This is a genomic window from Hyphomicrobium sp., assembly GCF_035548195.1.
Lineage (GTDB): Bacteria > Pseudomonadota > Alphaproteobacteria > Rhizobiales > Hyphomicrobiaceae > Hyphomicrobium_B.
On sequence record NZ_DASZTY010000025.1, the window covers coordinates 210,941 to 235,248 of the forward strand.

The window sequence follows — 24,308 nt, forward strand, 5'->3', positions numbered from 1 at the left end:
GACCGATCAAACACTATCTGGCCATTCAGCCGAGCCGATGGCGAAAATCCTCGTAGCCGAAGGACCGGATCACCTTATACGCATGATCTTCGTTCAATATCCCGAGATCAGGCAAAGGGACGCCATTGAACGTGTTATTTTTCACGAATGAATATTGCATCATGTCGGTGAAAATGACGCGATCGCCGGGCTTCAACGGCTGATCGAACGAATATTCGCCGATAATATCACCCGTCATGCACGTCTTGCCGCCCAGGATGTATGTGTGCGGCTTTTCGCCCGGCGTCCCGGCGCCGACGATTGAAGGCGTATAGGGCACCTCCAGCACGTCGGGCATGTGTGTCGAGGCGGATGCGTCGAGAATTGCGATATCTTTTTCATTGTGATGCAGGTCGAGAACGCTCGCGACCAGATAGCCGGCATCGACAACGAGACCCGCGCCCGGTTCAAGAATCACATCGACCTCGAAGGTTTGCCGAAATGTTTTGATCGCCGCGATCAGGTTCTGAATGTCGTAGCCGGGCTTGTTGATGAAATGCCCGCCGCCGAAGTTCACCGCTTTGACGCGCCGGACATAGTCGCCGAAATGGCGCGCGACGTGCTCGATGAGTCCCGCCGAACCGGCGTCGTCCGATTCACAAAGCGCGTGCGTGTGGAGAATATCGATATGCTTCCACGGAACCCGATGGAGCATTTCGGGCGTCGCGCCGAAACGCGAATAGGGCGCGCACGGATCATAGAGTGCACCGCCGAGCGTAGCGTTCGAATATCCGGGATTGATTCGGATGCCGATCTTTACGCTCGGATGAGCCTTGAGCGTCGGGAGGTTCTTTTCGATCTGCTCGGGCGCGTTGAAGTAAATGTGCTGCGCGAGCCTGGTCAGACGTTCGACCTCGCCCGGCGCATAGGCAGGCGAATAGACATGCACCTCTTTGCCGAATTCGTCATGGCCGAGGCGGGCTTCATATTCGCCGCTGGCGGTCGTTCCGTCGAGCATCTCGCGCATGATCGGAAACGCGGCGGGCAGCGCGAACGCTTTCGTCGCGAGTAAAATTTTGCAGCCCGTTTCGCGTTTGATTTCGGCTGCGCGCGAGAGATTACGTTTTAACGCCGCGACATCGAGCACATAAGCGGGCGTCGCGATATCGCGCGCCCAACCGAACGATTGCAACTGAAGCGCCGAGGTGTCTGTCAATCCCGCCATCACCTTTATTTCATGCTTTCGTTCGTGATCCTTACGGGCGCCGCTGTGGTGCCCGGCCATTTGTACGCGAACGTCAGATAGGCAAGTGAGAGGTAGATCGCGCCGAACGCAATCGCTCCGAGGACGGTGGAGGCTTCGTAGCCGCTGAGGCCATAAAGCCATGGCGGGCGGACATCGCCAAAGCCGGCAATTTCGGTTGCGCGCGTCGTGAGCTTCGACCAGGCGCGATCTGTGCCGGTGAGCAGGCCATTCAACCCCAGCGTCAATGCGCCCATGAATGCCAATCCGCACGAGAGCAGAAAGAAGGCGAGGAGCCGAAGCGAAACCGGAGCCTCGCGAAGAAATAGCCAGAGTCCCGCGATATATGCCGAAATCATCCCGAAGCTGACCGACACGACGGAAATCACCAGACCGGTCAGATCGTTGCGTATCGCTAGAATTTCGGCTTCGCTCATCAGGTCTCGACCGCGAATAGTTTTTTCTGGTCGTGCTTTTCAATTTCCTTGGCGTGCCACGGCAGGCCTTGCTTGCCAAGCTCTTCGAGGAATGGTTCGGGCGGTAATTGCTCGACGTTGAAAACGCCTTTGCCTTCCCATATGCCACGGAACATCATCATTGCGCCGACGACGGGGGGCACGCCGGTGGTATACGATACGGCCTGTGCGCCGAGTTCCTTGTTCGTCTCGGCATGATCGCAGACGTTCCAGATCATATAGCGCTTTTTCTTGCCCTTCTTCTCGCCTTTGATCACCACGCCGATCGACGTCTTGCCGGTATAGTTCTCGGCGAGCGAGGAGGGCTCGGGCAGCACCGATTTCAGAAATTCCATCGGAACGACAGGCGTTCCTTTGTACATGACGGGATCTATGCGCGTCATGCCCACGTTCTGAAGCACTTCGAGATGCTTGATGTAGTTGTCGGAGAACGTCATCCAGAAACGGATCTGCTTCAGGCCTTTGATGTTCTCGACGAGGCTTTCTTCTTCCTCGTGATAAATGAGATAGGATTTGACCGGACCGACTTCGGGATAATCGACCATCGTTGAAATGGACAGCGGGTCGATCTCGATCCATTCGCCCTCCTTCCAATACTTGCCGCGTTGCGTCACTTCACGGAGATTGATCTCCGGATTGAAGTTTGTGGCGAATGCCTTGCCGTGGCTGCCGGCGTTGCAGTCGACGATGTCGATGGTATGGATCTCGTCGAGCAGCTTCTCCTGCGCGTAAGCGCAAAAGATGTTAGTGACGCCGGGATCGAAGCCGCACCCGAGCACTGCCATCAATCCCTTGGCCTTGAACTTGTCATGGTAGGGCCACTGATATTTGTACGTGAACTTCGCTTCGTCTCGCGGCTCGTAATTTGCCGTGTCCATGTAATGGACGCCCGCCTCAAGACAGGCGTCCATGATCGGCAGATCCTGATAGGGTAGAGCCATGTTGATGACGAGATCGGGCTTGACCTTGTTCAAAAGGGCAACCGTTTCCGCAACGTTGTCGGCATCGACCTGTGAAACGTCGATTGGCGTCTTGCACTCGGCCTGCACCTTTTTGCAGCTCTCCAGGCGGCGCGAAGCAAGGTGGATCTTCTTAAAGACGTCACGGTTCATCGCGCACTTTTTCGCGGTGACCGAACCCGCCGCGCCAGCTCCGATGATGAGTACGTTGTCCAAAGGCCGCTCCCAGATTTTGAACAACCGGCTACGCCGGTGATTGAGCAAGCGCCACAATTGCGCTGGCGCCGGGAAATAGGGCAGGCGGGCCTGTATTTCAATACTAATTCAAAGGCCTTAGCTCGCTGCAAGGCCACAGCGAGCGGCGGCGCGCTTTTCCGCAATCAATTATGACAGTGCAAACGCTTCTAACCGCATTCACTTCTTCGCGTCGATCGCTATGAAGCCGTTTCGATTAGGCATCTTTATCTTAGGTAAAGATCTGGCGTTCATCTCGTCGCTTTTGCCGATGATTCCGTTGGCGGCGAGGAGATACGCCGTCAGCGCGTAGGTTTGATCCGACGACAACGTATCTGGGTTCGCGGGCGGCATGCTTCGCCGGATGAAATCGAAAATGGTCGTCGCATATGGCCAATAGGAGCCGATCGCCTTGCTGGGTTTGGCGGCTGTCGGCGGTTCCGGGCCGCTAACTAAGTCTTCCGCTGTCGCACCCTGACCGCGGTCGCCGTGACAGCTTGCACATTTCTCGACGTAAAGGGCGCGGCCCTCACGCGCCGTCCCGTGGCCTGGCGGCAATCCGCGCCCATCGGGAAAGATCGTCCGATTCCATTTTGCAACCTCGGATTTTGACATCGGCGTTCCGAGATGCGGCGAACGCGGATCATCGTGCGCATTAGCGCGCGTGGCGAGCATCGCGACGGTGACAACGCCGATCATCTGAGCCGCCTTAGGCATAGACATGGCTAACCTCGCCGTCTTCGTCGATCGCCCAGCTCACAATGGCGTTGTAGTGAAAATATCCGTTGCGGCCGCGCTCTTTGATCAGCACGTCGCGCTCGGGCTGCACGTAACCCGTTTCGTCGGTCGCTCGGCTTTTGAGAACGGCAGGCGTTCCGTTCCACGTCCAAGGCATGCGAAAGCGCGTGAAGCAACGGGACATGACCGGTTCGTCCAGATGCGCTTCTGCCCACGACTTGCCACCGTCGGCAGAAATATCGACCTTCGCGATCTTTCCCCGCCCGCTCCAGGCAAGGCCGCGAATCTCGTAGATGTTTGGACCTTGCAGGGTTTGGCCGGAGGAGGGGGATGTGATGAGCGACTTCGCATCCATCACGAAGGTGAACATCCGCGCTTTGCCGGAGGGAAGAAGCTCGGTGTATTTCGCTGTTTCGTTGCGCGTCATCGACGGTTCGCCGGTCACCTGCAAACGACGCAGCCATTTGACATTGGTGATGCCTTCCCAGCCAGGAACGACCAGTCGCATCGGATAGCCGTTCTCTGGCCGTAGCCGTTCGCCGTTCTGGTAAAGGCCGATGATGGCATCATCCATCAGCTTGGAAAGTGGTAAGCTGACGTTCAGTAGTCCTGCGTCCGCCCCTTCGGCGATGATCCAGGAGGAATGCGGCTCAACGCCAGCCTCATCGAGAACGATTGAAAGCGGCACGCCGGTCCATTCCGAGCACGAGACCAGACCGTGAAAAGAGCCGACAGGACGCTGGATCGGTTCCGAATGCCAGCCCGCATTGCTGTTGCCGCCGCATTCGATGAAAAGAAATTGCGAGCGCATCGGATAGCGCAGCAAACTTTCGACGGTGAATTCCAAGGCGCGACGAACGCGGCCGTGTATTACGAGGCGGTGCAGTTTCGGATCGATGTCGGGGACACCGTCGTGATGCCGTTCGAAATGCAGCCCGCTCGGAGTGACGATACCGGCAAGGTCTTCAAGCGGCGTCCACGAGACGCCATCGCCGGCGGGAGAACGATTGCCGCCGATGTTGCGCACGACGTATTTTTCATATTTCGACGGCGTGCCGTATCCGGTGAACGGTAGGCCAGTCTTGTGTAGCCAGGGTGGATCGGCAGGGTCGATGGTGACGCCCGGATGTGCATCGGCACTTGCGGGCGTTGAGGCGCGAGCAGCCGCGAGCACGAGGCCACCCCTTAACAAAAGGCGGCGGTCCAAAAGGCCGCCGCCAGCAACGGGCATCATATCATCGTGTGAAAGCTTGCGCGCCATCGTGCGGCGCCGTTTCAGAGCGTCAGGATGAGCTCAGCGTTGCGCGGCCGTTGAAGACATTATTTTTGTTGTCCTCCGCACGAACGACGATCGGATCGCCGGGCGCACCCTCGTAAGTGAAACGGAAATGCGGGTTCTCGCTGATCGAAATGCCGCCGACCATCGAAAAAACCAACTTCTTGCCGCTGTGCACGACGATTTTGTCGACGAAATGCGCGGGCGTGTAGAGGCCCGTCAACTGATCCATCTGCATGCCCGAATTGTTAGGATGCTTGATCATTAGTTCCGCTTCTTGCAGCGACGGGTTTTTGGGATCCTTGAACGCGGTCTTGATCCGCATCTTGCCCATCGACTTGGCGGCTTCTTCGGGATCCTTGCTTGCGGGCGCCGAGCAGCCACCGGATGCCTTGACGAAGCGAGACGTCATGTAAAGCTTGCCGTCCGTCGTTTCGGCGATGGCTCGCACGTTCGAATATTGGTCGATGCGGACGCGGGTAGCCAGGACGCGGTCGCTCGTCCCAGCGGCGTCTCCGTAGGTAAACGTTGCGACGACCGGCGAGGGATTTTTATCGACGACAAGCGTCAAAGATTTGACGCCTTTGGCGAAATCTGCTGGCATCCTGACGCTGATCGGAACCGTGGAGGCGTCTTCGGCACGATAAGGCGCTTCAAGCGCGATTTTGCCGACTCCATTAAGAATATTGCGATCGCCGAAGGTGGCCGTTTTTATTCCGTCCCAGGCGGCCGTATCGTCATCGGCTCGAACGCTTGAATTCCATCCCAACGCGAACAGGGCACTCAGCATAGCGATGGCTGCGGATTGAAAAATTGCGCTGCGCATGGAGAACCTCTTCATGAAATCTCGACGCCACCGCCCAGTTGCCGCCGGATCAGGCTTTGCCGAATTTTCCCGAAACCTTATACCAATATGGTAGCCAGGTCATCCGTTTCACGGGGCCGGCGGGGCTTTCGGTGCTCCGTTGAGGCGATGGACTTTAAATTAATATTTTGAAAACAATACGTTACGATGTTCGATCAGTCCGGCGCTCGGATTTCGTGGTGTTTTCAAGGCGGTGACGCTGCTGCCCCGTGGCCAGGAGATTTCGAAGCATTTGAACGACCCGTGAGGCAGGCCCCTTTTTTCCGCACTGAATATTGATCCGTGCGCCTTCGAACAGCAGAAAAACCTCGTCGGCCAGCAGTTCAGGATCGTGGTAACGCGCGTCCTTGAAAAGCTTTACAAGCCGCTTCCGTTTACGCCGTTTATAGGCCTCGATCGCGGCTCGTGCCGGGTGTTCGGAATCAAGCTCAACGGCGGCGTTTGCAATCGCGCATCCGCGTTCGAATTTGTTCGTCAGGACGTCTTCCACAAAATCGACCCACGCATCCAGGCGCTTTTGCGGATCGTCGGGATTTTCGGAAAAAATGCGGTCCCAGACCTCCTCGCCTTCATCGGCAAGCTGCTGGATATAGGCGACGATGAGGTCGTCTTTCGATTTGAAATGCCTATAAAGCGTCATTTTATTAGTCAGCGCCGCTTCGGCGATTGCGTCGACACCCACAGGGTGAAGCCCGAAACGGTAGAATAGGTCGCGCGCCGCGATCAAAATGCGCTCACGCGGCGGCCGCGTAGCTAGGTCGGAGCCTGCTCTGCGCACTGCGTTGAACTGCGATGTGTTCATGGCCCCTTGACGAGAATGTTACCGGTCAGTAACTAAGCGTTACCGATCGGTAACGGGTACCACAATTCGATCTGCGTTGTCATTCGTTCTTTCAAGGTACCTCGTCTCGACCGCTATGCAGATATTGATGCGCTCAGGCATAGCGAGGCGCCACGTCGCGGGACCGATTTGTTTCAATTGGCCCGCCCTCCCGCAATGAGTTATCCCATGGCACAGTCCATAGACGGAGTAAGACCCCTGTTCTTCCGATCCGCCCCGATCGCCGCCGCATTGCTTCTGCTGACCGCCAGCCTCTCGGCATGTAGCGACGAGAAGTCCAATGCGCAGACGGCAGCAGCCCCGCCGCCGCCATCCGTGACGGTTGCAAAGCCCGTCAAGAAACTCGTGTCTGACTTCGACGAATACGTTGGCCGCTTCGTTGCGGTCGATTTCGTGGAGGTTCGCGCGCGCGTATCCGGATACCTCGAAAAAATCCATTTCACCGACGGCCAGCTCGTGAAGGCAGGTGATCCTCTTTTCACTATCGATCGTCGGCCGTTCGAAGCGGCGCTCGATCAGTCAAAGGCTGCCGTCAAACAGGCCCAGGCGAATTTGGCTTTCGCAGAAGCCGATTTGCAGCGCGGCCAGAATCTTGTCCGCGGTACATCGATCACGCAGCAGACACTCGACCAGCGCTTGCAGACCAAGCGAGTCGCTGAAGCGACCGTAGCGGCCCAGGAGGCCGCAACCCGGCAAGCCGAGCTGGATCTGGAATTCACCGAGCTTACGGCGCCGATCTCGGGCCGGATTGGCGATCGGCGTGTGTCGGTCGGCAACCTCGTCACCGGGGGCGCGACGGGCACGACGACGTTGCTTGCGACGATCGTTTCGGTCGATCCGATTCGTTTCGAGTTCACGATGGATGAGGGGTCCTACCTCCGCTATTTGCGGGCCGCCGCGGCCGGACAGGCCGACAGCGTCGACCGGGGCATGAGATTGCCCGTTTCGCTGAAACTTCTCGACGAGAAGGACTTCGTTCATCAGGGAAAGATCGATTTCGTCGACAACGTTATCGATCGCTCGTCGGGCACGATCCGCGGGCGGGCTGAGTTTCCCAATCCTGACGGCAAGCTGACACCCGGCATGTTTGGACGCATCCGTATTTCGGCGGCGCCGCCGGCGGAGGCTCTGCTCGTCCCCGATTCGGCAATCGGCACGGAGCAGGTGCGAAAGTTCGTCTATGCTGTTGGAGACGATAACGTCGCGAAGCCAAAATATGTGACGCTCGGGCCCGTTGTGGATGGGATGCGCGTCATAACGGCAGGCCTCTCGCCCGACGACGAGGTCATTGTCAACGGCCTCATGCGGGTGCGCCCGGGATCGAAAGTGACGCCGCAGCAGGCGACTGCCGAAGCCACATCGGCGAACAAGGACCGAACGGTCCGGACCAATTGAGCGGAACGAATTAGCGGATGCGCATCTCGCACTTTTTCATCGACCGGCCCATTTTTGCGGCCGTCATCTCGATCGTGCTCGTGATCCTGGGCGCGGTTTCCGTGACACGTCTGCCGATTGCGCAGTATCCGGAAATCGCTCCGCCAGTCGTCAACGTCACGGGGCAATATCCCGGTGCAAGCGCTGAAGTTGTGGCCGCGACCGTCGCAACGCCGCTGGAGCAGCAGATCAACGGCGTCGAGCACATGCTTTACATTTCGTCGAACTCGACGAATGACGGCCGCTTCTCGATTTCGGTGACGTTCGACATCGGCACGAACCTCGATATTGCGCAGGTGCAGGTCCAGAACCGCGTAGCCATCGCGCAACCGCGGTTGCCCGTCGATGTCCGCAATATCGGCGTGACCGTCGCGAAAGCTTCGCCCGATCTGATGATGGTCGTGCATCTGTTGTCGCCCGACAACTCGCGCGACTCGCTCTTTATCTCCAATTACGCCAGCGTCAACGTCGTGGATACGTTGAGCCGTATCCAGGGCGTCGGTTCCGTAACGGTATTCGGCGGACGTGATTATTCGATGCGCGTCTGGCTCGATCCCGATCGCCTGCAGTCTCTGGCGATGACGGCGGACGATGTCGTCACGGCGCTTCAGGGGCAGAATGTCCAGGTTGCTGCGGGCGTCTTGAACCAGCCGCCTGTAAAAAATCCTGGCGCATTCCAGATCACCGTTCAGACGCTCGGCCGATTGGTCGATCCAAAGGAGTTCGGCAATATCGTCGTCAAGCGCAGCGGCGATGCCGTCGTGAGGTTGAAGGACGTTGCGCGAGTCGAGCTTGCCGGTCTCGACTACGGCGTAAACTCCTATTTGGATAAGACCGCCGCGGTTGGCCTCGGCATTTTCCAGTTGCCTGGTTCCAATGCCATCGACACGGCCAAGAAGATCAAAGATACGATGGCGGAAATTTCGAAGAACTTTCCGCCGGGCGTCAAATACGACATCATCTACGATCCAACCGATTACATTCAGCAGTCGGTCAATGCCGTTGTCCGAACGATTTTCGAAGCAATCGTTTTGGTCGTGCTTGTCGTCATTCTCTTTCTGCAGACATGGCGCGCCGCGATTATTCCAATCGTTGCCATTCCGGTGTCGCTCATCGGCACCTTCTTTATTATGGCGATGTTCGGCTTTTCGCTGAACAATCTGTCTCTGTTCGGCTTGGTGCTCGCGATCGGTATCGTCGTCGACGACGCCATCGTCGTCGTCGAGAACGTCGAACGAAATATCGCCAACGGCCTCAGTCCTCGCGAAGCCTCGTATCGAACGATGGAGGAGGTCGGCACCGCGCTGATCGCGATCGCGCTCGTGCTGACGGCGGTGTTCGTTCCGTCCGCATTCATCACGGGCATCTCTGGGCAGTTCTATCGACAGTTCGCGTTGACGATTGCAGGCGCGACGGTCATTTCGCTGATCGTTTCGTTGACACTGTCTCCAGCCTTGTGCGCACTGCTGCTGAAGCCGCATACGGAGTCCCATGACACCAGCATTCTGATGCGTCCCGTCCACGCTTTCTTCGGGCTCTTCAATTGGAGCTTTGAGAAGCTATCGCACGGGTACGGCTGGTTCATTGGAAAGATCGTACGCTTTGCGGTGATCATGCTCGTCATCTATGCCGGACTCATTGGATTTGGCCTGAATGAGTTCCGCAAGACGCCCGTGGGCTTCATTCCGGACCAGGATGGCGGCTATCTGATCACGGTCGTCCAGCTTCCGCCTGCGGCATCTCTCGAGCGCACCGACGCCGTTAACCGCAGGATCGTCGATCTGGCGCTCACGGTGCCTGGCGTTGCGCATGCCGTGAGCCTTGTGGGTTTTTCGGGTGCGACGCGTGTCAACGCATCCAACGCGGGCGCCGTCTTCGTCGTCTTAAAACCGTTCGAGGAACGTGGCAGCGATCCGCAACAGTCGGCGAAGGCGATCCAGGCCGCGTTGCTTAAAAAGTTTTCCGTCATACAGGACGGCTTGGTCTTGGTCGTTGCGCCGCCGCCGGTTCGAGGACTGGGCAATGCGGGCGGGTTCCGCATGATGGTGGAGGACCGCTCGGGTGCGGGCTCGGCAGCACTGCAGACCGCCGTCAATGCCATGATGGCCAAGGCGGCACAGTCGCCGGTTGTCAGACAGGTCTTCTCGCTTTTCGAGACGTCGACGCCACAGCTCTATCTCGACATCGATCGCGTCAAGGCGCAGATGCTGGGGATCAACATTCCCGACGTGTTTTCCGCGTTGCAAGCCTATCTCGGATCAATCTACGTCAACGATTTCAATATCCTTGGTCGTACTTTCCGCGTAACCGCGCAGGCGGATGGCGCTTTCCGGCTTACGAGCAAGGATGCGCTCAATATCCGTGTCCGCAACGCCAACGGCGATGCTGTGCCGCTCGGCTCGTTCACGACTGTTCGCGATATCTCGGGACCTTCGCGTGTTCCGCGTTACAATCTATACCCTGCAGCCGAGCTAGATGGCTCCGCAGCGCCCGGATATTCGCAAGGTCAGGCGATCGATACGATGGAGAAACTCGCGGCCGAGACGTTGCCGCAGGGGTTCAGCTACGATTGGACCGATCTCGCTTATCAGCAGATTAAGGCTGGTGATACTGCCGTATTTGCTTTCGCGCTCGGCGTGGCTTTCGTTTTCCTCGTGCTGGCGGCCCAGTTCGAGAGCCTGACGCTGCCTCTTGCGGTCATCCTCATCGTGCCGATGAGTCTCATCGCCTCGATCAGCGGCGTTATCCTCAGGGGAATGGACAACAATATCCTGACCCAGGTGGGCTTTATCGTGCTTATCGGTCTCGCGGCGAAGAACGCGATTCTGATTGTCGAATTTGCGGAGCAACTCGAAGCGCAAGGACGGGACCGCTTTGCTGCCGCGACGGAGGCGGCGCGCCTCCGAATGCGGCCTATTCTGATGACGTCGCTGGCGTTTATTCTTGGCGTCGTACCGCTTGTGTGGGCGGTCGGCGCGGGCGCTGAGCTTCGCCAGGCGCTCGGTACAGCGGTATTCTCGGGCATGATCGGCGTCACGGTCTTTGGCCTCATCTTCACGCCGGTCTTCTACGTGATCTGCCGATGGCTTGCGGGCCTCGGCCGCCGCCGCTCCGAAGAACCCGAACTTCATCCGGCGGAATAAGATCGCGCGAGGCAGCTCTATTGCCGCCTCGTAAGCTTCGCGCAGGTTGCAGGAGTCATGACAGGGCTCGATTGTGCCGATCGAGGCACCCATTCGAGTGGCTGATGAACCGCAAAGAGCGACGGCGTGCGCTCGCGACCGCGCGCACAGGACCGCAGCAGGCTGATCCCGCAATAGCCAGCGACTTTCGCGCGGCGGTCACGTATCTGCAGGCAGGCGAATGGCGCAAATCGGAAGCTGCACATCTGCGCGTATTGGCAAAGGCACCCCGCCATCCGCCCACCTTGCATCACCTCGGGCTGATCGCTTTCAAGTCCAATGATGGCAGTCAGGCTGTCAATTATATCCGGCAAAGCCTCGCGAACGATCCCGACTATCATCAGGCGTGGCTCAATCTCGCTATCATCCTCGGTGAGCTCAAACGCTCGGCTGAGGCTATCGAAGCCTGCCGGCGGTGCGTCACTCTGCAGCCGCAGAGCTCTGCCGCATTCGAGGTACTCGGAAACCTTCTGCGGGCCGCTGAGAAAAGCACGGAGGCGATTGACGCCTACCTCACATCGCTGCGTCTGAAGCCGGAGCAGCCACTTCTTCTTGTGCGACTTGGCGAGTTGATGGTTCAGGCAGGCAATGTTCCGGATGCGCTGGAGTACTGCCGTAAAGCGCTCGCCATCGATCCGTCGCTCGCCGAGGCCCGAAAGCTCGAACAACGCATTCTTGCTATTTCCAGCTCGCCTGAGGATGCGGAGGCTGTTCTCGCGGCGCATGCTGCCACTCCGGCCGAACACGCGAAGAGCCTGAACGATCTTGGAACCTACCTGCGCAACGAATGGCGCTTCGAAGAAGCGATCGAAGTCTTCAGCCGGGCGGCGCTGACCGATCCTTCGCGTGGCGATGCCATGTTCAACATGGCCCTTGCTTTCGAGAGTATGGGCCGGAGGCAGGAAGCGCTGGCCAGTTATCAAGCGGGCCTGGCGATCGAACCCGACCGTGCTGAAGCCTATGTCAACGTCGGCAATCTGTTGCGCGGCATGGCGATGTACGACGGCGCGATCGAGACATTCGAGCAAGCGATCAAGCTCGATCCAACGCTCGCGATCGCCCATTATAACTTGGCCGTAACCCTCAAGATGCGCGAGCGTTTCGAGGAAGCGGTTTTGGCTTTCGTAAAGGCCGTCGAACACGCGCCGGACTCGATCGTCAATCGCTTCGAACTCGCAAACCTTCGGCGTATCCTATGTGACTGGAATAACGTCGATACGGAAGAGCGAACGTGTCTTGACATATTTCGTAGCAATCGGGTTCGGATTGCCCCTTTCCAGCTTGTCGCAACGCCAGCGACGCGAAAGGATCAGCTTGAGGCCGGGAGGCGTCACGCGGCAATGCTGGCTGTACCGGCATCGCTGCAGTTCAAATCGCATAAGAACGGCCTCGGGTCGGATGGCCCCGTTCGTATCGGGTTTCTATCCTCCGACTTCTTCAATCATGCGACGGCGCTGTTGCTGGTCGAAGTGCTTGAGCAAATGGACCGAAGCCGCTTCGAACTTTTCGGGTATTGCTTTAGTCCGGACGACAATTCCGATTTGCGCAGCCGTATCATCGCTTCGTTCGACCGCTACGTGCCGGTCGGAACGATGACCGATCGTGCGGCCGCGCGAGCCATTCACGATGACGGCATCGATATTCTTGTCGATCTCAAAGGCTATACACGAGATGGCAGGCCAGAAATCCTGACCTACAAGCCCGCGCCGATCCAGGTGAATTATCTTGGCTATCCCTGCACGATGGGGATGGAGGGCGTCGACTACATCATTGCCGACGCCGTCATCGCGCCGATGGAGCATCAGCCGGACTACTCGGAGCGGATCGTACATCTTCCGCATTGCTATCAGCCCAACGATCGCAAGCGAAAGATTTCCGAACAGCGGGTAACGCGTGCGGACTTTGGATTGCCAGAGGATGGCTTCGTCTTCTGCTCGTTCAATAACAGTTACAAGCTGAACGCGACGATGTTCGATGTTTGGATGCCGCTGTTGCAGAATGTCCGGGGTTCCGTCCTGTGGCTTCTCGTGCCAAGCGACATTTGCCGCGAAAACCTGCGCCGCGAAGCGAAAATGCGCGGCGTCGATCCCGACCGGCTGGTTTTCGCCCGCCGCTTGCCCATCTCCGAGCATTTGGCCCGTCATAAGTTGGCGGACCTGTTCCTCGATGCGTTGCCGTGCAATGCGCATACGACGGCGAGCGACGCACTATGGGCGGGGCTCCCGGTGCTGACTGCCATCGGCGAGACGTTCGCGGGGCGCGTGGCGGCGAGCCTGTTGACGGGCATCGGCTTACCGGAACTCATTGCGCGCAACCTCGATGAATATGCGCAAATGGCTCTAATGCTGGCCCATGACAAGACGAAGCTTAGAAATCTGCGCACGAAGCTCGCCGGGTTGCGCGAGACGGCGCCACTCTTCGATACGAAGCGCTATACGCGCAATCTTGAGAGCGCATTCGCAACGATGATCGAGATTGCAAAGTCCGGTGAAGCACCGCGGGCTTTTTCTGTCAGAGACCAATCGCCGGTCTGAAGTGCGGCGGCGCTACTGGCATATTGAATGATATTTTCGCGCTTTCATATCGAGATGCAGATGATCGTGATGCGCGGCGTTCGTATCCGGGCCGAGGATCGTTCCGAAGATTGCGCATGCGCTATCGTGTGCCTCATGTAGAAACTCGGAAGCGGCGATCTTTGGATCCTCTTTTGCGTCCTTCTTGGATTCGTTCTTGGAGTCGTTGGCTTTCACCTTGTCGCCATCGTCGCGCGGGGCGAGATCGTGCGCGCCAAGTTTCGACGCAGCAATCTTGTGGTTTTTGTCACGTTTGCCGTGTGCGGCGTCAGCTTTCGCCGAGTCATCGCCTTTCTTTTCATGGGGCATTTTCCACCCCGTAGAAACTCTGATGACTTTCCCGTTTTCGAGCACGAACGCTGAGATATCGATGGCGTTCATTAAGGCGTGTTCGCTGATCGGCGCGCGCGCCAAGCCATAGCGATTCCGGCATGAATACGAGCCGCTCACAATGCGCGCGATTGACACGCCAAAATGCTTCTTGGCCGAAGGCTGCAACTTGTCCGACACCCACGTGTTGAGGGCCGCGATCATCGGGCACCTGAGTGTCGCAGGCGGATGAAATGCAACTTTATCTTCCTTGCCGATGCTTCGAAGCTCACGTGGTGCGGGGGCGCCGCAGATGCCTTGACGTGCCGGTGGGAGAGACTCGGTTATGACGGGAATGTTATCCAACAATTTCGAGCATACAGCTTTGGCGGTCGCGACCTGGTCGTCCGTCCAAAGCGGCGCGAGCTGCTTAGCGGGAGGAAGCGGTACGGGGGGAGGTTTCGCAGGAGCTGATTTGGACTCCGAGATCTGGATCGAAGGCGTTGGTGGAGACGGGGCGGCCGGATTTATCTTGGCTTCGTCGGGTGACGTCGGCGTCGATTTTTCCTCGATGGGGGAGGTTGTTGCCGCTGGCAGTGGATTGGCAGGCATCACGCTGGACGGCAGGACGGCGACGTCGATACGCTCGGGAACGGTCGGCAAGAAGATGAGCGCCGCCAAACCGAGCAGAACAGTCCGCGACAGGTTTGTGGAAGTTTTAACGGCGAACTGAATGACGCGCGCGATCGCCCGGGCCTCGAAAGCCTTTGCACGAGTCAAAAATTCTTGCCGGGCGCTCAAGACAAGCTCCAACACATCTGGCGAGCATCCGCGCGCCAGTGTCGCACAATCTGGTTACGTTTCGATTAGGGCGATAGGTGGCCGAGGATTCGACGACGCGTTCAGGCAGATAAAAGCTTAAGCGAAACGAAAAATTAGGCCTGAGAGTTCCCGGATCCGGAAGGAAATCCTCAATTGCAGTGCAAGTGCTGCGCTAGCGCGGTGCCTCCGCCGTTTCCAATGCTTGCTTTCGGTACGCGCGAGGGGTGACGCCGGTGACGGCCTTAAAAAGCCGGCCAAAATGCGAGACATCACCGAAGCCCCACGAATAGGCGATATCGCTAATCTGACGATGTGTCTGAGTGGGATCGGCCAAAGCTTCCTGACATTTTGCAATGCGGCGGCTGAACAAAAGCCTCTGCAACGAGGTCTTTTCAGGATCGAGCAGCTGGTTCGCATAGCGGACCGAAATACCTGCCGCCGCCGCAAGCTGATCGCACGTTACGTTTGCGTTCGATAGATGAGCATCAACGGCTGATTTCAACCGCATAAGCGACATGAGCCGCGCTGAAGAGGAAGCGCACGCATCTCCGTCTCCCTCTGCGAAAGCGAGAGCCAGCAAGTCAATCAGCTGGTGTGCAATCTGGTTTTGCGCGGATTCACTTAGCGAACGTGCTTGGGTGGGGAGAAGCTGAACGAAATTAAAAAGGATGGCACCGGCGCCGCTTGAGCCATTGATCCGCCGGCTCGTCCACTGTGCGATCCGCCCTAGCCTTGCTTCGCAGTCGCGGCGACTTAATTCGAGGAAAAGTTTTTCGGAGCCAGGCGAACTCACGCACATATTCGGCGCGGCATTGTCTACCAGGGTGAGGTCGCCGCAGTTAAGAACAGCATCGCGTCCATTCTGAGACACCTGCAACGTTCCCGACATATCGGCGCAAACGAAAACGGTATCTTTCGAACGCGCGGCTTGCCGCCGCGTTCGCCATGTCGTCACGCCATTGTTACTGGAAATTGTGAGCGCTGCCCCCGCGAAGGGGATTGAACGAACCTCTCCCTGGAAGCTGGCCCGATCGATTGGGCGGCATTCGAAAGGAACCATCGCCCGGCACGCCATTTCGTGCCAGTAGTCAAACCGGTCTTTCGGACGTACGCAAGATGTTGTGATCAGCGATGCCGGGGCTGTGCGGGCTGTCACGGCATCACCTGGTATTTGCGATACGAGAAAACGCACCCGGCATGAATCCCCACCACCCGAATTCGCGCGGATGATAAGTCTTATGCCGGGCCGGTCAAATGCAAAGTGCGGCGATCAGCTAGGATCTGCATGAACGGCTATCGCTCGTCGAGCGGTGGGCAGTCACGCGCGCGCTGACTGTCTTCCGTCGCCTGTTTGCGCGCCGAGAATGGTCTTTAGGGTTGTTACGAATTGGTTGGCTTCAGCTGCGGGCAATCCGGATAGAAGTTTCTTTTCGATCCGCGTATAAAGGCGGTCTGCGCCCGCGACCGCTTTGAGTCCGCGTTTCGAAAGCTTGACGCAGTAAGCACGCCCATCGAACGCTGAACGGCGGCGCTCCAGAAGCCCCTTGCGGATCAGTCGGCTCACGATTCCGGCGACCGTCGAGCGATCGATTCCCGTAATGTTCACGAGGTCGGTCTGGCTCAAGTCATCTTCGCGCGAAATCGCCGTCATAATCGCGAGCTGTCTCAGCGTCAGGTCGTTATCGCTCGTTTCGTTCGAGTAAAGCTGGGTTGCACACTGATCCACACGACGGAGGAGGTGCAGGATCGATCGCTGAAAGTAAGTCGCGTTGTCGTGGCGCATTTCTCATTTCTCCCATTCGCTGCGCAAGCATTCATCAGCATGCAAACGCTTGCCGAGGAAACATGAGCAAGCCGACGGAGTCTCGCTTGTCTTGGTTGTGAAAATAGGATGGGACGGAGATGTATCGCGGAACGATTGGATTTGGCTGTGCACGCACATTCCGCCGGGATTGTGCTAACGAAGCCGAGTCTTAGGACCCGTCGAACATGGAGAAAATTTCATGACGGCAGGCCCGTAAAGACTGCGATCGCTTTCAGATGAACGGGCGCTTGCCGGTATCCGCGGTTTTGTTGCCACACGTCTCTGTTTTCCGCCTCCCGGCGCCCACCACGTAATGTCACCTAGGTAGAGTTAGGGCATCATCCAGTGCCCGATCTGGAGTGAAGCGCCTTTAAGAGGCGCGGCAGTGTTTGCGTGGCCGGCTGACGCGGCATCGTTGCGACGCAGCCATCTGGTCGGAGCTCCGAACGGGGAAGGGCGATGGCGACTGTTATCACCGTGCACGGCACGTTCGCGAAACCGACGGAGCCGGATCCCGACGGCGGCGTGGTTGAGCCGCAATGGTGGGAAACGCAGAGTGCGTTTGAACATGACCTCCGCGAACTCGTTGAAGCACGCGACGGCCGTCTCGACGTGAAAGCATTCGTCTGGCCCGGCGATAACAGCGAAGTCGAGCGCCGCCGAGCAGGTGCAGAGCTGGCGAATATTTTGCGCGGATTGGAAGCCAGAAGCGAGCCTTATTGCATTATTGGCCACAGCCATGGTGGTTCCATCGTCTCCTTCGCGCTTCTTGAGAGCGCCGCACGCCGGAAGACGTTGCCGAACCTCAAGCGGTGGATCACCGTCGGGACGCCGTTCATCAATTTGCGTAAGGAGCTTTGGCTGCTGACGCGCTTGAGCCTTGTTCGCAAGGTTGTCTTCGTTGCTTCGATGATGCTGCTGATGATGTTGCTCATCTATCAGGGCGCGACGATCTTTACTGGCGACCGGATGTTGTTCGGCGGCCTTTTCCCGCGTGTTCAGTATTGGACGATCGCGTTCATGAGCATGCCCGCGATCGCGGTTTATTTTCTTTTTAGCTATCTTGATCGGCGTGCCATGCTTGATCACCGTCGCGGTGTCATGCGTCGCGCACGGGAGAATTTTGCCGCGCGTTGGCGCGCGCTCTCACATCCAGACGACGAAGCCATTCAAGGTTTAGCGCTGCTGCCGGATGCGCGGCTGACATTCTTCGACAAATCATTCGCGGTATCCACGATCACCCTTATTTCCGTTGTGGCGCTGCCACTCATCTATCTCGCGGCCTTGTTTTCTCCTCCGACGATCGTTGGCCTTTCCAATTGGCTCTATACGAACGTTTACGCCGTGAATCTCACGTCTGAAGTTGAGGCCGATATGAAAGCGCTGCGGGATGATCTCGCAGCTATTCGCCGGAGCCGGGCTGTCGAAAAAAGCGCCGCTGGTGCGGAAGGCGCCGGCCAACCCGCGCAAGATCGATCGGAGATGTGGCGGCAGTATCGACAAAAGCGAAAGTCTTTGGCGGCGAAATATTCGAACTTTTCCGATATCGAACGGGCGATGCGCTTTCGTCAGCGTTTTCTGGAAAAGGACGGTCAGCCTTGCGAAGGCGGAATCATATGCGGGGCTGGTCATGACCTGACCTATAACAGCGGCCTTCTCCTTCATCTGGTCACGGATGAGCTATCATGGGTCCTTGGAGCTGATGATGTTCGCGGCGCGAGCTATCATCGCCTGATCTGGTCGCTCGCAGTGCCCTTGGTTGTGACGCCCATCATATTTGGCCTGATCGCGCTCCTGCTCATGGCGACGATTCATGCGCTTGCGTCTATCATCAGCGGTGTGTCGAGCAAATTTCTGAACGGCATTACGAATTCCGAAGTCAAACGCGCCGGATTCGGCAACGACACGGAAGGCGAGGTCGTACTTGGCGCTGCAGACCGGCCGTCATGGCTCGATCGATCTCAGCCGCGGTTGTCCGCTCCCATAGCGGATTTGGTGACGAACTACAGCAACGCGGCTGCCAGCCAGTCGATTGCAAAATTCCGGCAGGCTATCGGCCAGATCCGGTTTGCGGTTCCACCCCACACGGCGGATACCGCCATCAGCACCTACTTTACGTGGAAAGAACTGGTGCATGCGTCGTATTTCGATGTGCCCGAGTTTCGGAAGCTGATCGCTCAGGTTATCAGCCGTGCGGACGGATTTACGCCAAGCGAGCGCTTTCTGGCCGATCCGGATTACCAAAAGACGGCCGAGTGGCTCGCCGCGATTGAGCAATCGCCGGGCACTGCCGAGCTGCCAAGCGATCATGATCCAACGCCGAAGGATGCGAGGGCCGTCGCGGCGGTGGTGACGTCGACAGTGAAAGCGCAACCATAGAAATCTGCCGTTGACTGCTGACAAGACTGCGTCTTCGCTGGTAGATCAGTGTCGCTAATCGACCTTGAGGTGGCCATGCGCCGGCTATTTGCGACGACAATGGTATTTGAATTCTTTTTCGCGTTTTCTGCGTCGGCAGGGACGTACGCACCATTGGACTGTAACAAGGCCAATATCCCCGCGGAGCGCGCAATTTGTGCAAACTATGGATTAGGCCAGCAGGAGGCGCGGATGGCAACGCTATTCGCGATTACGACGTCGCTCGTCGCAATGGGGCAGCGGGGAGATATTCAGGACGCTCAGCGCGCATGGCTGCAGCGGCGGGATGCTTGCGGCAATAACGTTTCGTGCCTGAAAAAGGCCTACGCCGTCCGCATCCGCGATCTGAACACAGTCATGGAAGCGATCGCAGCTCGGGGGCCGTTCTGACGCCCCGATAGATTATTTTATTTTGTGGTCTTATCGCTCGGTATCGGTGGCACGGGCGCGAGCTGGGGGGTATCCGAGGCGCCGCCGGCACCGGGATCGGCAGGAAGGTCGTCCTCGCTCGGCAAGCCGAGATTGCGATGATGAGCGTTTCCGCGATTTATCGGGACGACGGGCTTTTTCGCGTAGTCTTTCTCGGCCTTTTGCTCGATCCGCATGCTTTCGGGAATATCGTCGGCGATTGCCGGCGCCGTTAACGCCAGTAAACAGGGTGCTGCAGTTGTAAAAAGAAGCACCGCCATCGATGTTGCGCAGGTTTGCTTCATGATAGTTCTCCGAATGGCTCGCGCCGCGATGGCCAGCGCGATTCGTCTTGCTGAAAAATATCAGATGTGCCGCTGACAATAGCAAAAAACGACCGTTGCAAACGTTAACGATGAAGCAGCTCTGGGCTCTGCTGGACGGGGAAGCCACCGTTTCTGGTACGATCCTGGCTCCCATCCGGCTTCGGCTCAACAAAGACGCGATTGCGACAAGGTCAACCCATTGGCGGACTGACGTAGGGGCTTTAGAAGGTTTTTCGTCAGCAAAGTTAGTAGACCGTCACAGAACTTCATCGAATGAATAAACTGAGCCACCGCTTCTGTGTCGCCCCCATGATGGATTGGACGGACCGGCATTGCCGCGTCTTCCACCGGCATCTGACGAGGCACGCCCTTCTCTATACAGAGATGGTCACGGCGGACGCGGTGATTTACGGCGACCGTGCGCGTCTTCTCCGCTTTTCCAACCTGGAGCACCCCCTTGCATTGCAGCTGGGCGGCTCTGATCCGGCAAAACTGGCGGAGGCGGCCCGCATCGGTGCCGACTTCGGTTACGATGAGATCAATTTGAATATCGGCTGTCCGTCGGATCGCGTGCAGGAAGGCCGCTTTGGTGCGTGCTTGATGGCTGAACCCCAACTTGTTGCCGACTGTGTCGCCGCCATGCGCAAGGCGCAAGCGCTGCCCGTCACGGTCAAGTGCCGTATCGGCATCGACGATCAGGATGCGGACGAAGATCTGCGCCGCTTCGTTGATATCGTTTCCGCGACCGGCTGCACGACATTCATCGTTCACGCGCGCAAGGCGTGGCTCAAGGGACTGTCGCCGAAAGAGAACCGCGAGGTGCCGCCGCTTGATTATGCGCGCATCTACCGTCTGAAGGCCGCGCACCCAGAGCTCGAAATTGTCATCAATGGAGGCATCACGACGGTCGCGGAGGCGCAAGCGCATCTCGATCATGTCGACGGCGTCATGGTCGGCCGCGCAGCCTATCAAAATCCCGCGATACTTGCGGACGTCGATCGCACGATTTTCGGCTCGGAAGCCGAAAGCCCGACGCGTGCAGACGCGCTGCACGCAATGGTGCCGTACGCCGAGCGGCACATCAGCGGCGGAGGGCGGCTGTCGAATGTCACGCGCCATGTGCTCGGGCTTTACCATGGACAACCGCGCGGCAAGGCTTTCCGGCGTCACTTGAGCGAAGGGGCGACCGCTGCTTCCGCGACAGCCGATGTGCTGCGTGAGGCCATTGTGCTTGTCGAGGCCCGCTCTCGCGAACGGTCCTATGCAGCTTAGGCCCGGTTTCGCCTGATGCTTATGGCGGTGCCCATCGAGCACGTTATCGGGCTCCTTTTGCTGCTGACGGCTGCCGGACTTCTTGCAGGTTTTCTCTCCGGCCTCCTTGGCATCGGTGGCGGCGGGGTTCTCGTGCCGGTTCTCTACGAAGTTTTCGGCATCGTCGGCGTGCCCGAAAGCGTTCGGATGCACTTAACCCTCGGAACGACGCTCTGCGTTATCGCGCCGACTGTTTTGCGATCATTCATGGCGTTTCGGGCTCGGGGAACGGTCGATATGCAAGTCGTCCGGCGGATGGGACCGTGGATTTTCCTCGGCGTTGCGCTGGGTGTCGTGATCGCCGACCGCGCCAGCAGCTCGCTGTTGCGCTGGGTCTGGGTGGTGTTCGGAACGGCACTCGCAATCAAAATGGCGCTCGGCCGCGACGACTGGCGCATCGCCGATGAACTGCCGCGCCCGCCGCGGCTTGAAGGCGCCGCCTTCGGTATCGGAACCATCTCGACATTGATGGGGATCGGCGGCGCAAGCTTTACCGTGCCGCTGCTCACGCTTTATGGCCGTCCTTTGTTGCAGGCGGTCGCAACGGCAACCGGGCTTGGGCCGATCATCGCGATTCCGGGGATCATCGGTTATATTTTGTCAGGATGGGGCGAACCTGGTCTGCCGCCTCTGTCGTTAGGCTACGTCAATGCCAGCGCGCTCTTGATTGCACCGCTCGGTGTCTTCGCCGCGCCCTTCGGCGTCAGGGTTGCGCACAGCATTCCGAAGCGTGCTTTGGAACTGGCGTTCGCCGCCTTCCTTGCCTGCGTCGCACTCCGTTTTCTGGTAACGCTGATCTAATGCGCTGGCGGCCGGCTCCGCGAAGCGGAGTCGCCAGCGCCAACATAGAGCTAGGATTGCTGGCGGCCGGCCCCGCGAAGCGGAGTCGCTGGCGCCAACTATACAGCGATCTTCTGATTGTATTCGCCGACTTCCGGGAAGCGGGACAATTGCTGATCGATGTCCTTGAAAATAGCTTTCATGTTGGCTTCCGACGTCGGGCTTTCGACGACGACGACAAGCTCTGGCTTGTTCGACGAGGCGCGGACAAGGCCCCACGTGCCGTCGTCGAGCATCACGCGCACGCCGTTGACGGTGATTAGGTCGCGGATGGGCTGGCCGGCGACGTGTCCGCCGCTTTCCTTCTGGCGCTGGTAGTGCGCGGTGATGCGTTCCACGACATCGTACTTCTTCTCGTCGTCGCAATGCGGAGACATGGTTGGAGAACTCCACGTCTTCGGCAGCGCGTCGCGCAGCTCGGCAATCGATTTGCCGGGATTGCGATCGAGCATGTCGCAAACCGCAAGGGCCGAGACGAGGCCGTCGTCGTAGCCGCGCCCGAGCGGTTCGTTGAAAAAGAAGTGTCCGGACTTCTCGAAACCGACGAGCGATTTGTTCTCGAAATTGAAGCGTTTGATGTAGCTGTGCCCGGTCTTCCAATAGGTGGTTGTGGCACCGTTGGCTTTGAGCATGGGGTCGGTCGTGAAGAGGCCTGTCGATTTCACATCGACGACGAACTTCGCATTTCGATGGAGCGCGGAAATGTCCCGCGCGAGCATGACGCCGACTTTGTCGGCGAAGATCTCGTGTCCGTCATTCGCGACGACGCCGCAACGATCCCCGTCGCCATCGAAGGCCAGTCCGACGTCGGCCTTGGTTTCGAGCACCTTGGCCGAAACTGCGTGCAGCATCTTCATATCTTCGGGATTCGGATTGTGGTTCGGGAAGGAATGGTCGAGATCGGTGTTGAGCGGAATGACCTCGCAGCCGACGGCTTTCAGAACCTGCGGCGCGAACGCGCCCGCGGTGCCGTTGCCGCAGGCGGCAACGACCTTAAGCTTATGTTTGAGCCTCGGTCGGTCGGTGAGCGATTTGACATAGCGCTCAGCCATGTCCGGCACGAAAATGTAGCGGCCGCCGGTGCGCGGTTCGTATTCGCCGTTGAGGACGATCGCCTTCAATTCCGACATGTCGTCGGGTCCGAAAGTCAACGGGCGCGCCAGGCCCATCTTGATGCCGGTCCAGCCATTGTCGTTGTGGCTGGCCGTGACCATCGCCACGCCTTCGACGTCGAGTTCGAATTGCGCGTAGTAGGCCATCGGCGATAACGCAAGACCTATGTCGTGCACCTCGCAGCCCCCTGCCAGGAGCCCCGTCATCAGCGCCTGCTTCACGGCGCCGGAATACCAGCGATAGTCGTGTCCGACGACAATGCGCCTCGGGACGCCGCGCCGAGTAAACAGCGTCGCCATGCCGACGCCAACGGCATTAAGACCCATCAGATTGATTTCGTCGGGGAATAGCCAGCGTGCGTCGTATTCGCGAAAACCCGTCGGTTTGACGAGCGGCAGCCGTTCGAAATCGGCGGTGTTGGGTTTGAGGTCGGCACGAGGCTTCGGCAGCATGCAATCCATCCCGTTTAAACATCGTTCCGATGTGGAGCATCGAAACTGGTCGCGCGGCGTGCGTGGTGGCGCACAACGTCTATCAGCGTTTGGAGTGAGAGACTTAGATGAACTATTCTTGAAGCACCAGGGTTCCGCCGCGCATTTCGACGCGGGAAAGACGCCCTAAAAATGACATTCCAAGCAGGGTGCGTTCCGATTTGCCTCGCTCGGAAACCACGGCTGGGACATCCCGCACGGTAATATCGCCGATGCTGATGCGCGAAATCGTGACGGGTGCTACGCGCGCGGTCCCGTTCGCCGTTTTTGCGATATGCGTGAAATCACTTGGATTGACATAAATGCCGAGGCGCGATGCGTCCTCGTATGTGAGCGCGACAAGGGAAGCGCCGGTATCGACCATGACGTCTACGGAGCGGCCGTTGATCTCCGCCTCGGTTTCGAAGTGGCCATAAGCACCGGCGGGAATTGACGCTGTTCCCGCCGATTCGGCGGCTACTGGATTCGGATTTGAACCAGGGATCGCGTTCGCGGTGTCGATATCGTTGCCAGGGGCCGGGGTTTCAGCAACCAAGCGGTTGGCGAGATTGGCTACAAAACCGGGATGGGTCAGGGTGTAAGCGAAACCGGCGGCTCCGATGGCGGCCAACGCAACGGAAGCGAAGAGACTGGCGGTTGCCGAAGACATCCTGAGCGCCTCAACAG

The 24,308-nt window shown here is 58.4% G+C and carries 20 protein-coding genes and 1 pseudogene; 7 read left to right on the plus strand and 14 right to left on the minus strand.

Annotated features, from left to right (window positions below):
• Positions 1 to 25: 25 nt before the first annotated feature.
• The 7 genes from nspC to VHB22_RS10635 all read right to left on the minus strand — a co-directional run bounded on the left by nspC (position 26) and on the right by VHB22_RS10635 (position 6,572).
• Positions 26 to 1,204 (minus strand): carboxynorspermidine decarboxylase, encoded by a 1,179-nt coding sequence (gene nspC, locus VHB22_RS10605; RefSeq protein WP_325456940.1) that lies wholly within the window; start codon positions 1,202 to 1,204, stop codon positions 26 to 28.
• 5 nt (positions 1,205 to 1,209) lie between these two features.
• Positions 1,210 to 1,659, minus strand: coding sequence for a hypothetical protein (locus VHB22_RS10610; protein WP_325456941.1), 450 nt, complete (start codon positions 1,657 to 1,659; stop codon positions 1,210 to 1,212).
• The gene (locus VHB22_RS10615; protein WP_325456942.1) at positions 1,659 to 2,873 is read right to left on the minus strand and encodes a saccharopine dehydrogenase family protein; all 1,215 of its coding nucleotides are present in this window, start codon (positions 2,871 to 2,873) and stop codon (positions 1,659 to 1,661) included. The genes VHB22_RS10610 and VHB22_RS10615 overlap by 1 nt, the downstream gene beginning before the upstream one ends.
• A gap of 198 nt (positions 2,874 to 3,071) precedes the next feature.
• Complete coding sequence (locus VHB22_RS10620) at positions 3,072 to 3,614, minus strand: cytochrome c (protein ID WP_325456943.1); 543 nt, start codon at positions 3,612 to 3,614, stop codon at positions 3,072 to 3,074.
• Positions 3,601 to 4,890 carry a sulfite dehydrogenase gene (gene soxC, locus VHB22_RS10625; protein WP_325456944.1) on the minus strand — a complete coding sequence of 430 codons (1,290 nt, stop codon included), beginning with the start codon at positions 4,888 to 4,890 and terminating at the stop codon, positions 3,601 to 3,603. The genes VHB22_RS10620 and soxC overlap by 14 nt, the downstream gene beginning before the upstream one ends.
• A gap of 22 nt (positions 4,891 to 4,912) precedes the next feature.
• Entirely contained in the window at positions 4,913 to 5,731 is an 819-nt protein-coding gene (locus VHB22_RS10630) for a quinoprotein dehydrogenase-associated SoxYZ-like carrier (protein ID WP_325456945.1), read from the minus strand.
• A 181-nt stretch (positions 5,732 to 5,912) separates the two neighbouring features.
• Positions 5,913 to 6,572, minus strand: a complete 660-nt coding sequence (locus tag VHB22_RS10635) for a TetR/AcrR family transcriptional regulator (protein WP_325456946.1) — start codon at positions 6,570 to 6,572, stop codon at positions 5,913 to 5,915.
• A 207-nt stretch (positions 6,573 to 6,779) separates the two neighbouring features.
• Between VHB22_RS10635 and VHB22_RS10640 the strand changes: the two genes are divergently transcribed.
• From VHB22_RS10640 to VHB22_RS10650, 3 genes are all read left to right on the plus strand, one after another.
• The gene (locus tag VHB22_RS10640) at positions 6,780 to 8,006 is read left to right on the plus strand and encodes an efflux RND transporter periplasmic adaptor subunit (protein WP_325456947.1); all 1,227 of its coding nucleotides are present in this window, start codon (positions 6,780 to 6,782) and stop codon (positions 8,004 to 8,006) included.
• 17 nt (positions 8,007 to 8,023) lie between these two features.
• On the plus strand, positions 8,024 to 11,188 hold the full coding sequence (locus VHB22_RS10645; protein WP_325456948.1) for a multidrug efflux RND transporter permease subunit: 3,165 nt from the start codon (positions 8,024 to 8,026) through the stop codon (positions 11,186 to 11,188).
• Positions 11,189 to 11,292: 104 nt separating this feature from the next.
• A complete protein-coding gene (locus VHB22_RS10650; RefSeq protein WP_325456949.1) occupies positions 11,293 to 13,761 on the plus strand; it encodes a tetratricopeptide repeat protein in 2,469 nt (822 codons plus the stop codon).
• A gap of 12 nt (positions 13,762 to 13,773) precedes the next feature.
• On the opposite strand, the gene VHB22_RS10655 is transcribed toward VHB22_RS10650, so the two are convergent.
• The 4 genes and pseudogenes from VHB22_RS10655 to VHB22_RS10670 all read right to left on the minus strand — a co-directional run bounded on the left by VHB22_RS10655 (position 13,774) and on the right by VHB22_RS10670 (position 16,714).
• Entirely contained in the window at positions 13,774 to 14,910 is a 1,137-nt protein-coding gene (locus tag VHB22_RS10655; RefSeq protein ID WP_325456950.1) for an extensin family protein, read from the minus strand.
• A 193-nt stretch (positions 14,911 to 15,103) separates the two neighbouring features.
• Complete coding sequence (locus VHB22_RS10660) at positions 15,104 to 15,448, minus strand: helix-turn-helix transcriptional regulator (RefSeq protein ID WP_325457148.1); 345 nt, start codon at positions 15,446 to 15,448, stop codon at positions 15,104 to 15,106.
• Between the two features lie 60 nt (positions 15,449 to 15,508).
• Positions 15,509 to 16,006 (minus strand): annotated as a pseudogene (locus tag VHB22_RS10665) (cupin domain-containing protein); the annotation flags it as partial.
• A 243-nt stretch (positions 16,007 to 16,249) separates the two neighbouring features.
• On the minus strand, positions 16,250 to 16,714 hold the full coding sequence (locus VHB22_RS10670) for a MarR family winged helix-turn-helix transcriptional regulator (RefSeq protein WP_325456951.1): 465 nt from the start codon (positions 16,712 to 16,714) through the stop codon (positions 16,250 to 16,252).
• A 480-nt stretch (positions 16,715 to 17,194) separates the two neighbouring features.
• Here VHB22_RS10670 and VHB22_RS10675 point away from each other — a divergent pair, with 480 nt between their 5' ends.
• The gene (locus VHB22_RS10675; protein ID WP_325456952.1) at positions 17,195 to 19,114 is read left to right on the plus strand and encodes a hypothetical protein; all 1,920 of its coding nucleotides are present in this window, start codon (positions 17,195 to 17,197) and stop codon (positions 19,112 to 19,114) included.
• Positions 19,115 to 19,213: 99 nt separating this feature from the next.
• Entirely contained in the window at positions 19,214 to 19,543 is a 330-nt protein-coding gene (locus tag VHB22_RS10680) for a lysozyme inhibitor LprI family protein (RefSeq protein WP_325457149.1), read from the plus strand.
• Positions 19,544 to 19,560: 17 nt separating this feature from the next.
• On the opposite strand, the gene VHB22_RS10685 is transcribed toward VHB22_RS10680, so the two are convergent.
• Positions 19,561 to 19,866, minus strand: a complete 306-nt coding sequence (locus VHB22_RS10685; protein WP_325456953.1) for a hypothetical protein — start codon at positions 19,864 to 19,866, stop codon at positions 19,561 to 19,563.
• Between the two features lie 294 nt (positions 19,867 to 20,160).
• Here VHB22_RS10685 and dusA point away from each other — a divergent pair, with 294 nt between their 5' ends.
• Positions 20,161 to 21,159 (plus strand): tRNA dihydrouridine(20/20a) synthase DusA, encoded by a 999-nt coding sequence (gene dusA, locus VHB22_RS10690; RefSeq protein ID WP_325456954.1) that lies wholly within the window; start codon positions 20,161 to 20,163, stop codon positions 21,157 to 21,159.
• 15 nt (positions 21,160 to 21,174) lie between these two features.
• Complete coding sequence (locus tag VHB22_RS10695; RefSeq protein WP_325456955.1) at positions 21,175 to 21,999, plus strand: sulfite exporter TauE/SafE family protein; 825 nt, start codon at positions 21,175 to 21,177, stop codon at positions 21,997 to 21,999.
• A 98-nt stretch (positions 22,000 to 22,097) separates the two neighbouring features.
• Here VHB22_RS10695 and VHB22_RS10700 read toward each other — a convergent pair whose 3' ends face one another.
• Both VHB22_RS10700 and VHB22_RS10705 read right to left on the minus strand, forming a co-directional pair.
• Positions 22,098 to 23,603, minus strand: coding sequence for a phosphomannomutase/phosphoglucomutase (locus VHB22_RS10700; RefSeq protein WP_325456956.1), 1,506 nt, complete (start codon positions 23,601 to 23,603; stop codon positions 22,098 to 22,100).
• 112 nt (positions 23,604 to 23,715) lie between these two features.
• A complete protein-coding gene (locus VHB22_RS10705; protein WP_325456957.1) occupies positions 23,716 to 24,291 on the minus strand; it encodes a retropepsin-like aspartic protease family protein in 576 nt (191 codons plus the stop codon).
• Between the last annotated feature and the right edge of the window lie 17 nt (positions 24,292 to 24,308).

Bases quoted from the DNA above. Each gene is read 5' to 3' on its own strand.
- VHB22_RS10640 (WP_325456947.1), top strand. From the start codon at position 6,780: ATGGCACAGTCCATAGACGGAGTAAGACCCCTGTTCTTCCGATCCGCC.
- VHB22_RS10620 (WP_325456943.1), bottom strand. From the start codon at position 3,614: ATGTCTATGCCTAAGGCGGCTCAGATGATCGGCGTTGTCACCGTCGCG.
- VHB22_RS10700 (WP_325456956.1), bottom strand. From the start codon at position 23,603: ATGCTGCCGAAGCCTCGTGCCGACCTCAAACCCAACACCGCCGATTTC.
- VHB22_RS10675 (WP_325456952.1), top strand. From the start codon at position 17,195: ATGGCGACTGTTATCACCGTGCACGGCACGTTCGCGAAACCGACGGAG.
- VHB22_RS10650 (WP_325456949.1), top strand. From the start codon at position 11,293: ATGAACCGCAAAGAGCGACGGCGTGCGCTCGCGACCGCGCGCACAGGA.
- dusA (WP_325456954.1), top strand. From the start codon at position 20,161: ATGAATAAACTGAGCCACCGCTTCTGTGTCGCCCCCATGATGGATTGG.
- VHB22_RS10705 (WP_325456957.1), bottom strand. From the start codon at position 24,291: ATGTCTTCGGCAACCGCCAGTCTCTTCGCTTCCGTTGCGTTGGCCGCC.
- VHB22_RS10610 (WP_325456941.1), bottom strand. From the start codon at position 1,659: ATGAGCGAAGCCGAAATTCTAGCGATACGCAACGATCTGACCGGTCTG.
- VHB22_RS10695 (WP_325456955.1), top strand. From the start codon at position 21,175: ATGCTTATGGCGGTGCCCATCGAGCACGTTATCGGGCTCCTTTTGCTG.
- VHB22_RS10660 (WP_325457148.1), bottom strand. From the start codon at position 15,448: ATGTCGCTTATGCGGTTGAAATCAGCCGTTGATGCTCATCTATCGAAC.
- nspC (WP_325456940.1), bottom strand. From the start codon at position 1,204: ATGGCGGGATTGACAGACACCTCGGCGCTTCAGTTGCAATCGTTCGGT.
- soxC (WP_325456944.1), bottom strand. From the start codon at position 4,890: ATGGCGCGCAAGCTTTCACACGATGATATGATGCCCGTTGCTGGCGGC.
- VHB22_RS10635 (WP_325456946.1), bottom strand. From the start codon at position 6,572: ATGAACACATCGCAGTTCAACGCAGTGCGCAGAGCAGGCTCCGACCTA.
- VHB22_RS10680 (WP_325457149.1), top strand. From the start codon at position 19,214: ATGGTATTTGAATTCTTTTTCGCGTTTTCTGCGTCGGCAGGGACGTAC.
- VHB22_RS10645 (WP_325456948.1), top strand. From the start codon at position 8,024: ATGCGCATCTCGCACTTTTTCATCGACCGGCCCATTTTTGCGGCCGTC.
- VHB22_RS10670 (WP_325456951.1), bottom strand. From the start codon at position 16,714: ATGCGCCACGACAACGCGACTTACTTTCAGCGATCGATCCTGCACCTC.
- VHB22_RS10685 (WP_325456953.1), bottom strand. From the start codon at position 19,866: ATGAAGCAAACCTGCGCAACATCGATGGCGGTGCTTCTTTTTACAACT.
- VHB22_RS10630 (WP_325456945.1), bottom strand. From the start codon at position 5,731: ATGCGCAGCGCAATTTTTCAATCCGCAGCCATCGCTATGCTGAGTGCC.